Annotated in this window: 16 protein-coding genes; 5 read left to right on the forward strand and 11 right to left on the reverse strand. The window is 58.9% G+C overall.

From position 1 onward, the window contains the following. Nucleotides 1-402: 402 nt before the first annotated feature. The 10 genes from CQ12_RS18130 to CQ12_RS18175 form a co-directional block, all read right to left on the reverse strand. On the reverse strand, nt 403-942 hold the full coding sequence (locus CQ12_RS18130) for a S26 family signal peptidase (RefSeq protein WP_057836669.1): 540 nt from the start codon (nt 940-942) through the stop codon (nt 403-405). Then, nucleotides 932-1,132, reverse strand: coding sequence for a helix-turn-helix domain-containing protein (locus CQ12_RS18135; RefSeq protein WP_245309982.1), 201 nt, complete (start codon nt 1,130-1,132; stop codon nt 932-934). Before CQ12_RS18135 ends, CQ12_RS18130 begins: the two co-directional genes overlap by 11 nt. A 171-nt stretch (nt 1,133-1,303) precedes the next feature. Continuing rightward, nucleotides 1,304-2,122: a DUF2285 domain-containing protein gene (locus CQ12_RS18140; RefSeq protein WP_157088295.1), complete on the reverse strand. Its 819-nt coding sequence runs from the start codon at nt 2,120-2,122 to the stop codon at nt 1,304-1,306. Between the two features lie 987 nt (nt 2,123-3,109). Continuing rightward, nucleotides 3,110-3,430 carry a DUF736 domain-containing protein gene (locus tag CQ12_RS18145; RefSeq protein WP_057836672.1) on the reverse strand — a complete coding sequence of 107 codons (321 nt, stop codon included), beginning with the start codon at nt 3,428-3,430 and terminating at the stop codon, nt 3,110-3,112. Between the two features lie 533 nt (nt 3,431-3,963). Beyond that, nucleotides 3,964-4,419, reverse strand: a complete 456-nt coding sequence (locus CQ12_RS18150; RefSeq protein WP_057836673.1) for a hypothetical protein — start codon at nt 4,417-4,419, stop codon at nt 3,964-3,966. Nucleotides 4,420-4,607: 188 nt separating this feature from the next. Next, a complete protein-coding gene (locus CQ12_RS18155; RefSeq protein ID WP_057836674.1) occupies nt 4,608-5,543 on the reverse strand; it encodes a DUF2493 domain-containing protein in 936 nt (311 codons plus the stop codon). A gap of 337 nt (nt 5,544-5,880) precedes the next feature. Then, nucleotides 5,881-6,927: a DUF7146 domain-containing protein gene (locus CQ12_RS18160; RefSeq protein WP_057836675.1), complete on the reverse strand. Its 1,047-nt coding sequence runs from the start codon at nt 6,925-6,927 to the stop codon at nt 5,881-5,883. A 2-nt stretch (nt 6,928-6,929) separates the two neighbouring features. Then, nucleotides 6,930-7,115 carry a hypothetical protein gene (locus tag CQ12_RS45100; RefSeq protein WP_057836676.1) on the reverse strand — a complete coding sequence of 62 codons (186 nt, stop codon included), beginning with the start codon at nt 7,113-7,115 and terminating at the stop codon, nt 6,930-6,932. A 159-nt stretch (nt 7,116-7,274) separates the two neighbouring features. Continuing rightward, a complete protein-coding gene (locus CQ12_RS18170) occupies nt 7,275-8,471 on the reverse strand; it encodes a hypothetical protein (protein ID WP_057836677.1) in 1,197 nt (398 codons plus the stop codon). Between the two features lie 442 nt (nt 8,472-8,913). Next, a complete protein-coding gene (locus CQ12_RS18175) occupies nt 8,914-9,111 on the reverse strand; it encodes a hypothetical protein (RefSeq protein WP_057836678.1) in 198 nt (65 codons plus the stop codon). A gap of 756 nt (nt 9,112-9,867) precedes the next feature. Here CQ12_RS18175 and CQ12_RS46410 point away from each other — a divergent pair. The 5 genes from CQ12_RS46410 to CQ12_RS18190 all read left to right on the forward strand — a co-directional run bounded on the left by CQ12_RS46410 (nt 9,868) and on the right by CQ12_RS18190 (nt 13,277). Next, nucleotides 9,868-10,275 (forward strand): hypothetical protein, encoded by a 408-nt coding sequence (locus CQ12_RS46410; protein WP_245309983.1) that lies wholly within the window; start codon nt 9,868-9,870, stop codon nt 10,273-10,275. A gap of 65 nt (nt 10,276-10,340) precedes the next feature. Further along, complete coding sequence (locus CQ12_RS46415; protein WP_245309984.1) at nt 10,341-10,664, forward strand: hypothetical protein; 324 nt, start codon at nt 10,341-10,343, stop codon at nt 10,662-10,664. Nucleotides 10,665-10,873: 209 nt separating this feature from the next. Beyond that, nucleotides 10,874-11,323, forward strand: a complete 450-nt coding sequence (locus tag CQ12_RS18180; RefSeq protein WP_157088297.1) for a gamma-glutamylcyclotransferase family protein — start codon at nt 10,874-10,876, stop codon at nt 11,321-11,323. A gap of 418 nt (nt 11,324-11,741) precedes the next feature. After that, nucleotides 11,742-12,038, forward strand: a complete 297-nt coding sequence (locus CQ12_RS18185) for a hypothetical protein (protein ID WP_157088298.1) — start codon at nt 11,742-11,744, stop codon at nt 12,036-12,038. Nucleotides 12,039-12,086: 48 nt separating this feature from the next. Beyond that, nucleotides 12,087-13,277, forward strand: coding sequence for an MFS transporter (locus tag CQ12_RS18190; protein ID WP_057836681.1), 1,191 nt, complete (start codon nt 12,087-12,089; stop codon nt 13,275-13,277). A 283-nt stretch (nt 13,278-13,560) separates the two neighbouring features. Here CQ12_RS18190 and CQ12_RS18195 read toward each other — a convergent pair whose 3' ends face one another. Next, entirely contained in the window at nt 13,561-13,743 is a 183-nt protein-coding gene (locus tag CQ12_RS18195) for a hypothetical protein (RefSeq protein WP_157088299.1), read from the reverse strand. Nucleotides 13,744-13,747 lie beyond the last annotated feature (4 nt).

Below are 13,747 nucleotides of genomic sequence, written 5' to 3' on the forward strand. Positions count from 1 at the left end.
GTGGCTCGGTGAGGAGCGAAGCGACGAGTAGAGCGCGGGCCGAAGGCATCGCCCGTTTGCCATCAGCACGCTATTATCGCACTCCTCCGCGAACCCTTGCCTCGTGAGCGAGGGTCCTTCAGCAGCAAACCCGAAAGTCTTAGTGTCATGACCGTTTTGCAGCGTTTCGAATGCAAACCGAGTGTCCGTCACGGGGCGCCCGCGAACCTCGAAACTGACGACTGATGTCACGAGCTGCTCGATGTGCAGCCGCCGGACGCTTACGTTCGTTTCAACGTTGATCTAAATGGAAGAGCTTGGTTGCCGCCCGAGCTCGCGATCTGCCCGAACGGCGGCCCGACGGTAAGGGTGAAGTGGTGCGCGCCCGTTTTCCGACGCGCACGATCGTCGTCGTGAGCCACTTCAAATATCCGACTTCCAAGTCCAGAGCGGGTGCGCCACGCCCAAGACATCGCAACGCAGGACCGGCCCGAAGTATCGCGAGTCGAACGAATGAGGATGCGGCTGCAGCAGGAAAAATTCCCCCTCGACGAGCCTCATGCAGCCTTCCCAGGACGGAAGCGGCAGCCCCTCCCGGTCCTTCTCCAGTACCTCAGCGACGACCTTGCCATTGATGGACATGGTGCCGATCGGCTCTTTCGCGCGGCAGACTTCGTCTCCACCGCTCGCTTCGACCCGCTTCAGAAGAGGTATGGGGAGAGGCGAGATTTTGTGCGCGATGATCAAGAGTTCGATCGCGGGTGGCGGCTTAAAGACGGCGAGTTCGCCGCGCACTGGTAAGCGTTGCTCCAGATAATAGAGGCCCGGCGGAGCGCTGCCGGACGCATTGTAAATTAAGAGCGGCACCGAGGGTGCAGAGGACATTAGAAGAGTGATGATGCCGGCGCACATGGCCGAAAGAATGCTGGCCTGCCGCCACAGTCTTGCGCGATCAATCTGCATCGGAGGTCGACCTCCGCTTGCTTGCCTGCGACCATTCAACGAGATCTTCGATGTGGTAGCGGACATAGCGTCCGTGCTTGCGGTAAGCGGGCCCTCTGCCGTTCACCCGCATCTTCTCTAGGGTGTTTTTGGTAAGCCGGAGCCAGGCGGCAGCTTCCACCGTGTTGAGGAACCGCTTTTCCGGTTCCATGTCGTCACTCTTTGTCATCGTCCAACGTCCCCTTATCGAATCTCGCACAACCAAGAGGTGCAAGGGGAAGCGTCGTCAGATCGGGACCATTTTTGGAGTGGCGAAGATGGCGGACCTTGTTTCGCCATCCCACGCGAGCAAAACTCGTCAAAGCGAAAATGGCGGAATCGTCTAACTCAGGAGATCGCGATAACCGCCCTTCATCAACTCGGTGCCTTTCGCGACGAGGCGCCGCGTGCGGTCTTTCAAGAACTGACTAGGCCCCAGCCATTCCTCAGCAACTTTCTTATCTCCAAAGAGAGTAATCGCGATCTGCCGATACGTCTTGCCGTTCAGGCTTCCATCGAGCGCGATCAGGGCCTGGCGGAGCCGTTCGTCCCCTGAAAGCGTTGATCTTTGAAGGGTTGTAACATCGGTATCAGTGAACCGATGAAGACGCTTCAGGACCTCGGCCTGCCCTGAGAGATCGTCGAGGTCATGGAGTTCAAAGATCGCAGCAAATGGCGCGGTCAGGACGGAAAGGCCTTTGATTTCGACATTGACGCGAACGCCCAGGTTTTTGATCGAAACGTGCTGAACGCCTTCGGTATCAATCACCGCCAGTCGCTCGCCATTGAAGTCGGCGAGCGCGCGCGTCATGGTACTACTGTCCTCATTCGGCATCCTTGCACTCAGCCGGACCACGCGTTTCAGGGCCTTGGCATGCCAGACTACGGTTGCGTCAAGGGCGCAGCGTCTCGGATCGGCGAAGGCAAAAAGCCCCCACTTCTCCGCACGCGGAAATCGCTGCCTGAGGCGCAACAGCCGCGTGCCGTCCTTCAATGTAATGCATGGCAGGTGCCGCGGAACGGAGCTTCGCCAGTCGGCGATATAGTCTTCATTTCGGCGTAAGAACTCCCACGCCCAGTCGGCCCCATCGTAGTCGGCGGCTCCACAGGTAAGCGCCTCGTCATCGATGCGACCACGCGAAGAACCGACGGAATGATTCAATAGCCGCCCCCGCAGATAGCTTTTTCAGCGAGGATCGTTCGGGCCAAATGGGGCAATAGAACGGCTCTCAGAGATTGCGTTGCGGCACTGTTCTTTTGTGCCGTGCATTGCCTCCTGGGAGAGACAAGCGGTTCGAAAGCTCTAAGCGAGTGAGCTACATGTCTCAATGCCAATATTGCAAATTTGATGTTATATTTTCAGTAGTGCATGCCGATTCCCGGCCTGCACTATTTTAAATGAGGATGATGGAGGGCACATGGCTAAGAAAGCGAAGAAGGCAAAAAAGGCGACTGCCAAAAAAGCTAAAAAGAAGAAAAAGTAGCTCCTTTCCGTGACAACGAGCTATCATCTATCCAGGCGCATCGGTGTTAGCCACTGGTGCAGTTGGTTTAACCGCTCTGAGTAGATGAGCAACGAAACACCTAAGCCGAATCGCATACGCCTTGCGCTATGCGGTTCGGCTTTTGGCTTATTGGCTGTTGGGCCAACGATGGCGGTCTTCAACGCAGTGATACCGTAAGCACTTAGTGAAAGCCATTCATCATCGTCGGCAAGAGCTTCGATAGCAGCAAGGCAGTCGATGTCAGCGCCGAAAGGCAGACGATCGCTTGAGCGACGCAGATGCGTTTGAGCGTTGCGCCTTCATCGTGAAACGCGTTGAACGAATACGCCATCATTCGGCTCCATGATACGATCCAGACTTACTGTGGGCAGAGTTATAGAGCGAGTCGCGCCGATCGTTATCGGCCTAATTTGCTGCTGTGAGCTTGACTCTTCAGCGACTCAGACGAGCCGTCCGTAAGGCGGGAATGGAGCTTCTGCGTCGAATCGTTTGCGCTAAACCTGAGTAAAGAAAACGTTAAACGGAATCCCGAGTGGCCGACCTGCAACGGCGCAAATGCGACTGGAAGGAAAAGCCTGCCGGGCTGACCGATCCCAAGGAAGGCCCCGCCCGGTGAAGACCGGGCGGGGCCTGGCAGGTTGCTCTCACTCTGCGCTCTTCCGCGGCCGCGACCAAAGGAGCGTATAGCCTTCGCCGCCTTCCTCGTCGAACAGGTTCGCGTAGATCGGGGCGTTGAACGAGGGGTCGTCCAACTTGAGCGAGAGATAGTCACGGCCCTCCTCGGAGCGCTTCGACCAGGCCGCTCCGATCTCCGCCCGGCCGACGTAGACGCGGTGGCTGGGAGCGTTTTCGCTTGCGCGGTTGGGCTCGGCGACGATGCGGACGCCTCTGGCCTGCAGGCTCAGGGTGATGATCTCGCCCTGGAAATCGTTGCCGACCTTTTTGAAAGAACCGATGGTAGCCATGTCACTTCTCCTTGTTTCGAGCCCGCGACCACCGCGGCCTCGATGGCGATGAACAGGCCGAAGGCGATCGGCGACGCACCCGCTTACGGGCCGAAGTGCAACGGAGGACGCCTTTGGGGCGACTTTCTTGCCTCGCGAGGAATGGGCGTTAGCCCAGGGGAAGAAAGTCGCACCAATGGCGTTGCGGCTCAGACGAGAGAGGCGCAGCCGGTCTTCGGCCAGATCAAGCCACAAGAGGCCAGGTGCGTCCGCGGGCTGGACAGCCCAGGAGAAGACGTAAGGAAACATTAGGCTTCAGCATGTAAAAGGTCGACTTTTTCCAGCGCAAGGAAATAAACCGCGTGCGGGAAACACGGGATCCTGCTGGGATACTGTCCCTATCGCAAACGAGCACCCGTCCACTGCACTCGGTGCCGAATGATCGCCATACTGGTCGTGTGGCGCTTCGAAGATGCCGCCTTTACCACACCGCAAACTGGAGAGCTCCGCCCCGCGCTTCAACGACTCTGTTCGAGAACGCTTATGGAGAAGCATCACTCCTGGCGCATCTCGCTCCGGACCGCACTGCCCCAGTCAAACGAGCGTAGCCCGGCATATAGGGCCAGGCGGCTCCATACGGTCGCACCGACACAAATCGCCCCGATCCAGGCGAAGACCTCACGCCAGAGCAGCGACGGAACGCCGATCTGAGAGACCGCAAGAATTAGGTCGTAACTCGCCAGTGCCGCCGGAGCGACGAAAGCCGCGCCTATCAGCTTGCGGAGGATCAGCGGCCGGGCGGCAAATGCGAGTTGACCGATCGTAATCGCCGCGGCTCCGGCGGCAATGCCCGTAAGAAGGGTGCCAATAATTCCGGCGCCGCTTTGAAGCGCCGCCCTAGCGATGCTAAAACCAACGAGGAATGGAAGGGCGTACACCGTGAGCTCAAAGATGAGCCAACAGAACACACCGATTCCGAGGATGTTGAGAATGAGTCCAATGGCAAGCATGGTGGTGCGCTCCGTTCAAAGATGTGACGGGTCGCGCCTTCCACCACCACGGCGCTGGCGAAAGTTAACTGACACCAGATCAAGATGCGAGACAAATCCCTCGGTCGTATCGTCCACCGATTAAGAGAATATGCAGCGAGCAAGACGAACGCCGCGATCCTGTTGCGTCGGAAACGAGATGACGGCGCTTACGCGCCGCCGTCGCCGAATTTCCGAACCGGAATTCCGAGCCGCCTCGCCTTGTCGGCGAGATTGTCCTGGATGCCGGTGCCTGGAAAGGCCAGGACACCGATCGGCATTAACGCCAGCATCGCATCGTTGCGCTTGAACGGTGCTGCTTTGGCGTGCTTGACCCAGTCGGGCTTGAAGGCGATTTGCGGCACCTTGCGGTTCGTTGCCCATTTGGCGGCAATCAGTTCGGCCCCCTTGGGCGAGCCACCGTGCAGCAAGACCATGTCTGGGTGCTTGGCGTGAACCTTGTCGAGACGGTCCCAGATCAGGCGATAGTCGTTGAAGTCGAGGCCACCCGTGAGTGCGATCTTAGGTCCGGCCGGCAACAGCGGCTCTGTCTCGGCGCGACGTTTTGCAGCGAGGAAGTCTCTGGAATCGATCATCGCTGCGGTGAGTGACTGATGGTTGACCAGCGATCCAGATCGGGGCCGCCAGGGTGAGCGGATATGGATTTCGAACTGCTCGATGGCCAGGTCTCGAAAGAGCTCCAAGCAGTTTCGACGCTCGACCAGCGAAATTCCTTCCGCAGTGAGCCGCTCGAGTTCGACCGATCGCACCTCAGAGCCGTCCTGCTCACATTGGCTCTTCCGCTGCGCCTGCTCGTTGTCATCGAGCTCGCGCTCGACACGGTACGTCGCGCGATGGAACAGATTGACGGCCGACCATAGCAGGTCTTCCAGATCCGGCTCCATGCGGGTGTCATTTAGCGTGACGACCAGAGCGTCGAAAATATCAGCTACTGCGGCTGCGATCGTCTTGCCCTCGGGAAGCGGCCTTGAATCTGGCTCGTCGCTGTATGGACGATAACCGTAGAGCTGCAATTCGGTCAGAACGTGGTCGGTTGGAGATGAGCCGTGCGGCGGTTCGAATTTGGCGTCGTCATGATCGGTCATGGTAGGAGGTCCCTTGCCGGATTGGCCGCGCCCATCGCGGCCTTCGTGGCGATCACCTGACGGCAGGCGGGCCGGACCAGAACCCGAAGCGAAGTGGAGGGCCGAAGCGAAGCGGAGGATGGGAGAGGTGTGGCTATTTTGCTTCGCGATGCAAAGGCGGCATTGCCAAGACGTCGCTTTTGAACATCGATCACCGCCGGCGGAAAATAGCCGCACCGCAGCCATTGCCGGTCCGCCCCGCTTGCCGTCCGATCGCCCTCTGGAAGGCCCGGCGCGGCGCTGATCGGCCAAGACCCCCGCTTGACCGATCTCCGACTTCGCTTTCGAGCGGGCTAGCCTACACCTTGGTCGCCGAAGGCAAGAAGCGGACGACGTCCTCCGGCATGAGCTGAATGCGCAGGGTTGCCCGGAGGTCGTCGATGCCGAAGGTGCGCAGATCTTCGTTGAAGTCGCCGAGCCGAGGCGATAATGCGATCGCCTCGATGCCTGCTGCTTCGGCACGTTGCATCAGAACTGTCCCCGCTGCGTCGCCAGCCGCATCGGCGTCACGTGCGATATAGAGCCTGCGCAGATCCGGAGGAAGCAACATGGCAGCGAGGTGGCGGGCCGAAAGTGCTGATGCCATGGGCAAAGTCGGCAGAGCGCAGCGCAGGGACAGCATGGTCTCTATGCCCTCACCCGCAGCGAGTACGTCATTTGCCACACCGAATCGGACTGCGTTTCCGAGCAGAAAACCCACCGCGCGACGCGGCGTCTCGATTGGCGCTTTGCCGCGACCGGAAGGATCAAGCCAGGTTCGATGGACGCCGGTGATGACGCCATTGAGAGTGGTGACGGCGGCGATCAGCGCGGGCCAGATCTCTGTCGGCAAAACATCATCCGGCTTATAGTAGCAGCGCGGATGGAAGCGAAGGCTCGCGGTACCGTGCGAGGCCGAAATGCCGCGCGTCCGAAGATACGTTTCGGCGATCGTGCCATGGATGGGCTTTGACATCGCCAGCAGGCGCCTCACCGTTTCCGGTGAGCCGACTGGAGCGGGCGTAATCGGGGATTTTGACTCCAGCTCACGCTCAGGCCGCGGCAGGTTGAGAAACTGTCGAGCCTCTGCGAGGACATCGCCAAATTCAAGGAGCCCACAGCTTTCCCTGATGACGTCGAGCAGATCCCCGTGCTCGCCGGTCGCCGCATCGGTCCACTTGCCAGCGGAGCCCTTCCCTGCACTAGCTCCGCGCAGCCGAACATACATCGACCGGCCAGGTGTGTTGCGTACGTCTCCGACGATCCAATAGCGGCCAACGCGGCGGCCGTTGGAAAGATAATGGCGACAGACAAGTTCGACCTGCTCGGCAAGTCGGCGGGCGAGATCAGATGCCTGGATTGACATGGTTAGGCCCCGATAAACCGGTCGCACGGTAATTGGCCCGGGAGGAGCGCGCGGCGCGCGGTGTTTTGCGCAAGCTCCTCGATCGAGACGCTCGCCTTGACGCGGCGGACATTCGATTGGCTGAGCACCAGCCTGAAGGGAATATCACGGGACTGACTGAGCGTGATCTTCTGAACAGATTTAGCCATTGAAGTTGCTCCACGACGGACGATCCAGAGCCTTTCTCTGGAACTCCTGGTCCGTCACGAAGCGGAGCGCCGCCCTCTTCCTCTCGAGGGCGACGCCGAAACAGAAACACAAAGATTGAAGTGGGCCCGCGCGGAAACCGCCGAGCGATCCAACCGGCGTCAGACGACCCGGTCGAGCAGCTTCTTCGCCTGCCCTTCGAGATTGAGCCGGAGATCCTGATGCGGCTTGTCGCGTGCAACGGCCGTGATGCCCTGCACGAAGTCGAACACACTTTCGGGCTTGCGGCCGTCCTCGGCGAGGACCGTCTCAATGATCTTCGCCGTCTCTGATTTACCAAACCCACGCTTGCGCAGGAATTCGGTTCGATCATCGTCCGTGCGCGCAACGATGCGTTCGCGCGCAGCCTTGATGCCGTTAACGAAAGGCATGGGCGAGGAATTGGCGAAGCGGGTGAGCGCAGGTGCGGCTTCGTGGGCGAAGCGTGAGGCGGCGTATTTCGAGTGGCGGATGGTGATTTCCTCAAAATCCTCCACGCCCCAGAGATTGCGATTCTGGCAGACGGCCCGGAGATAAAAGCTCGCGATGCCAAGCGTTTTGGCGCCGACCTCGGAATTCCAGCAATAGAAGCCGCGGAAGTAGAGGTCGGGCGAACCGTCCGGCAGCTTGCCCGCCTCGATCGGGGTGAGATCGTCCACCAGAAACAGGAAAACGTCACGATCCGAGGCATAGAGCGTGGTGGTGTTTTTCGTGACATCGACCCGCGGGTTATAGATGCCCGTCGACCAGTCGAGCACACCAGGGACCTTCCAGCGTGTATCGCCGGTGCCGTTGCCAGCTATCTGCTGGACCGCGGCGACCAGTTCATGGTCGTAGATGCGACCGTAGTCGGGGCCAGTGACTGCGCGCAATTCGACGCGTCCGTCCTCGACCTCGAGGGTCTTGATCAATTCGGCGCGATGCGCCGTTAGCCCATACTGGAGATTGATGGCAGCGAGAGGTGCTGGGAGCTGGCGCAAATAGGTGGACGGCGCACCAACCATGGTCGTGAGCTGACCGAAGCTCCAGTGAGTCGGCGCAAGGGGCACATCCTCGCCCGGTAGCAACAGGGTCAGCCGCTCCGCCTCATCGCGATTCGCTTCCACCCTGATCGCGGAGCTCTCGGCCGTCCGGGTGCGGCTTCGCACGGCCCGGCCGCGCACGGTGGCATGTAGCTCTGACAGCGACAGGTACCTCTCGTCCGCCGGCCGGGAGAACCATTCGGAGGACACGCGGCCAATCCGCTCCCCTCGTCTCACATCCACCTTGTAGCCGCCATGCTCACCGCAAGTGGCGTCCAATACATTCAGCTGGGTCATGGGTTATCTCCATGACGGGCGCCGCGAGCTTCTCTCGCGACTTTTAACCCGTCATGGAAATTCCGGCCGACCTCTTACTCTGCGGTGGCCGGCTGATCGCTCGGACGCCGCAAGGGACTTCGCCAATACCTGATCTGAATGCTCTCCTAGCGAGGCAAAGCGGAGCGACTTTGTGGGCATGAGCCTGCAGAAGAAGCTGCCGCAGGAACGTCAGCATAGCGGCGCCCCTCTGCGGGACGCGGGACCAACTGCCGTCCTGAAACCTGTTAAGGCACTTGCAGGAGGATCGGCGCAGCGCAGGCGCGGAGCGCGGCGGGATCCGGAGCCGAGCGGCTCCCGCGAGAGATAGATTTATTATGCATATGGCGCAACGCACCAAGCCACATGGTCGAGACATTGTGCGCCACCTGCCGCACGCGCATCAAACCTCTTCCATGGGCATCTAAGCTGGTGGAAGCGATATCTCTTCTCGAGTCATCGTCTGCGCATCGTAGATTCTAACCCGAAGCATTGGAAAGCGCTTCTTCAGCTCCTCTGCCCCTGACTTTGCTCCGTCTCTGGTCGCAAATTCGGCTTTCAATCGACCATCCACTTCGAGCGCGTAACCTGACGTGGCCAGTTTGCGGGCGGCAGCAACCATCTCGCTTCTCTTCTCGCATTTGGGCCGTTGGACGATGATGGCTTAGCGTGAGCCGCTCAAATCGCGCCAGCGGCAGAATGAGTTTGTGTGAATCGTCGCGAGGCGGCATCCAAGAGAAATTGGCCTTCGATACTTCGGGAATTCCTTACGCGGGGACAAGAACGGACGGATGCCGGCCCTGCCAGCGTGATCGCGAGCACTTCCAATCGGAATTGCACACGCCGGATGCCGACCACGGCCGCCCGCTACAGGAAAACGCTTGGAGGCGGCGATGAAGCGGTCAGGTTTCGTTTGAATGCGAGCGTTCTTACCATTCTGCTCCTCTTCAAGGGGCTTGAATCGTACGTAGCGTAATGTTGTAGGATTTCAAAGTAGGTCGCGAGGGTCTCTGGCAACCCGAACGGAGACACCTCCGGGTATCTGGCGATGGCACGGCCTTACATTCAACAGTGGCTGTGACAAATCTCATGGCCCTATTGAGCTGCCCATTGGTGGACAGTCCCCACGGCCGATGGTTCTTGTCAGAGGTGAGACAATGACCAGCAATGCCATTGATGTATGTGTAGCGGGGATTGGTGCCATTGGCTCGATAGTCGCTCGCGAGATCGCCCGAAGTGGATTCCGGCTGCTCGTTCTGAAGGCCGGACGCTTCCCCCCGGCCTCAGTGACGACTGTCCAAAGTAATATAGCGAGGGTCGACCTTCGTCGAAAATCCCGTTTGTTCCGGATATTTGAGCCAATCAGGAAAGTGGATGAGTGACACCCGATGAGTTTGCCGTACTTCCGCTCTGCCATTCCCCGCGGCAGGATCTTGGAAATAACTACGACGACAGCTGTATCGTCGGATGTTCTTATTGTCCGCAGGACAAGTTCGCCGAGCGGCAAAGAGCAGTATCTCATGTGAAGCATCTTTGCCTTGAAGATTTCAAGCGATGTGTGGGGCGCGTACCAGCAGCTGTCGATATTAGTTTTGCCGGCTACTCGGAGCTTTGGCTCGATCCGAAGTGCACCGAAATGGTCGAGCACGCTTACGCGTGTGGCCATGGCATCCGGATTTTCACGACACTTGTAGGAATGAGCGGGCGGGATCCACGACGCTTGCGAGCGCTGGAAGCGTCGATCCGAAGATCGTTAAATCATGCCAGCCAGTCGTCGGTCCACTGATATGTGCTGACGAACGACAGTATGGGAATGTTCTTCTCCCAAACGGTGACGTTACTCTCTGCTGCATGTATTTTGAGCGGCGCCACGTTTTGGGTAATCTTCTGCGCGATGAATACGAAGATCTCTTCGAAGGGCCCATTTTTTGCGACATCGTCGATCGTATGAACGGAATGGATGGTTTTCTGCTTTGCAGGATGTGTGAAGCTGCATCGCAGGTTGCGCGCGAGAGGCGACCGATCGCCTCGAGAACCGCGTCCGGCTGCTTCTCAGGCTGCAGATGGCCGCTGGGAATGGCACGTCCGCGATCGTCCCAGCTGGCGCATCTTGCCCACTGTGGTTCAAACTCATCAGACAGTGGCCAAAAGTTCGTGGTTGCGAAATCATTTTGACTGTACAAGCGCTCACGCCTTTAACGAGGCCAAGAGAAGCGTGTATACATTCGGCACTTCACGGACTTTCATCACTTGGAGCATAAGCATTCTAATGGCGCATGCGATGGACGCGTTTCGATCAAGGCTGTGATCGAGGGCGAGCTAACAGTGTCGATTGGTTTTTCTTTGAGAACGGGAACGGCTACAGTTTCTCCATGGCGGAGCGAGTGACGGTTTTTTTCTATGGTCTGTTCATGGATCCGGAAGGCCTGGAGGCAAAAGGTCTTCGGCCGGCCAATGTCAGGCAGGCCTATATTGAGCGGTTTGCACTGAGGCTGGGAGATCGGGCGACGTTGCTGGCCGATCCGGACGGGCGGGTCTACGGCACAACCGCGACTCTTACCCACGGCGAGTTAGATCGGCTGTTTTCAGGGCCGAGCGTCGCAGCCTATCGACCTGAACCCGTTCTCGTCCAATTTGCCAACGGCACGGCCGAGCTTGCGCTTTGCTTCAATCTTCCAACTATCTCGCAGGCAAAGACGACCAATCCCAGCTACGCAGCTGACCTGCGAGCGGTCGCCCGGAAGATGGGCTTGCCGGAGTCATACGTGGCCAGCATCGGAAAGCAAGGAGTAAGGGCTATGGCACCGTCTCGCGATGCGGGCAGTGCCAGCTAGCAAACGGCCATCGCCAAGCTGGACGCATTGCATGGAGGCACAAATCCGCATCGGTCGAATGAACCCGCAATCGCCACCGCGCCGGAGTAGCTTCTAGCTTACGATCTTGTAGCGCTTTGCGAGCTCGCGGTGGGGTGTCGGCTGCTCCTGGCCGTGGGTCAGTGCGTCCTGGCACTCCTGGCCATCATTACCAAACCGCGGAGCAGGCGAGCTGCCAGTGAGCAAGCTCGGCCTCATTCGGGAACGCCATGACGCAGTTGCGGGGTCGCGCAGCGTGCAGGTGCTTGCCTCTGGCGAGTTCGACCGGCTCGTCTATTCGAGGGTATCTCGCACTTGCCGCCTTGCAATGATCCGCCGTGCCGAAGCTGTCGTGCTAATGCGTGCAACTTCCATTTTTAGATGAGAATGAAATGAGCGTTTGAGCGCCAATGGGCGCCGCTTCATGTGCTTTGGGACGCTGGGTCTCCCTGAACCAACGATGGGGTGTATCGACAAGAATGCTTGGAATCAGCTGATTTTCGAAACGACAAAGCCGGTTGTCGAGAAGAATCGCCTTGAAGGCGTGTATGATGCGGGGATCGCTTACAGCAGATCGGCTATCCAACATTCCGACAAGCTCGAGATCATGCAGCAAATCGGCGAGGTGGTGACGACGTGGCTGCTATACGGCCCCGTCCCGCTACACCGGTACGATCATCGCCAGCCCCTATCCTGAGTAGCATGACGTGCTGAATACATCACGATAACTTGAACGAGCACCGTCATGACATCATCCCTTCCCGACGCGCGAACGAAACTCGTCATTGCAGCTCTGACCATTGCTGCCTTCGCAATCGGCCTGGACACGTTTGTCATCATCGGGGCGCTTGATGTGATCTCTCGTGATCTCACGATCTCAGCTGGCACCGCCGGCTGGATTATCTCGATCTACGCACTTTGCTACGCCGTCTTCGCGCCGCTGAACGCCTGGATGTTCAGGGCCTTGAGCCGCCGCAATGTCCAGATCCTGTCCGTTTCGATCTTCATCATCGGCAACCTGATCTGCGCGATCGCTCCGAACTTCCTAACTCTTGCCGCAGGTCGCGTCATTTCGGCCTATGGTGCGGCGATGTTCACTCCGGCGGCTACCGCATTGGCCGCCGAGCTCCTGCCGCCCGCTCGCAAAGGGTTCGCGTTGTCCCTCATCTTCGGCGGCATGACCGTTTCCCAGGTTGCTGGCGCTCCGGCGACCAGCTGGATCGCAGAGGCTATCGGCTGGCGCTTCGCCTTTGGTTTCGTCGTCATTGCTGGGATTCTGGCATTGATAATCTTTGCCCCGATGATGTGTGGTATACCTGCCAAGGCGCCGGAGCGCGGAAAAGGCCCGACCTCGAAAGACTTGTCCAAGGCTATCTACGGTATCCTTTCCGTGACACTATTGATCGTCGTTTCGGAGTTCATCGTTTACTCCTACGTGAGCGTCTTCATCACTGGTTCTCTGCTTGCTGGGGTGCCGCTGCTCTCGGCCGCGCTCTTTGCCTACGGTTTCGGAGCCGTGACGGGAAACGCAGCTTGCGGCGTTCTGACTGACCGTTTCGGCCCCTATAAAGTCCTCATCGCGGCCGTGGGCGCACAACTGATCCTGCTCGTAGCTTTGGTTGCGTTCGGACAGCATGGTGCCCTAACCGTAATCGTCGCCTTCCTTTGGGGCAACGTGAGCTACATGTACCTGGTCCCGATCCAGCATCGGCTCCTCGGCCTGGCCGGAGATAGCTCGAAGCTGGTGCTCGCAATGAATAGCTCGACCACCTTCGCAGGCATCGCCATTGGCTCTTTTCTCGGCGGCATCCTTGTCGAGACTAGCGGCGTCTTGTCCCTCGCTGCGGCGTCCATCCTGGTTGGCCTCATCGGCATCGGGCTGGCTGTTGCCTTCATGCGTGATGCAGCACCTGCAGAAGCTGCGACTTCAGCATGACAGAGACGATACCGGATAAAGATCGAGTTGTTACCGTCCCAGAATTGAGAAGGGCTGTGCACGTTTCCGATAAGGTTGTGAAGGAGATCGGAAGCCTCAAATGGCATTTCCGGTGCCGTCGTCAGCGGGCTAGGCATCTGGATCGGAGCCGCAAAGTGTTCGGGGGGCGCCTGCCTGCAAGGGGGCGCGCCTTGCGGCATTAACACCCCTCCTCCAATGTCTGCGAGATCCAAAGCTAAGAAGCTGACCTAGCGCCCAGAATGATCCTTATGCATGCGGCGTCTTATTCAGCCAGATGAGGGCCTCTCGCGCCTTCAGACGGAAAAACCTCTCCTCCTCGAGAGCTGGCGTCGGTGAGATAGAGCAGGAAGCCATGCCGGTCGCGAAACGGCGCCTGCGTGGCTTCGAACGCCAGCAGCAATTCCGTATCGAAGTCGGGTATGCTATGGGCGCAGATTAGCTCCATCAAG

The sequence above is a fragment of the Bradyrhizobium jicamae genome, from assembly GCF_001440395.1.
Taxonomy (GTDB): Bacteria; Pseudomonadota; Alphaproteobacteria; order Rhizobiales; family Xanthobacteraceae; genus Bradyrhizobium; species Bradyrhizobium jicamae.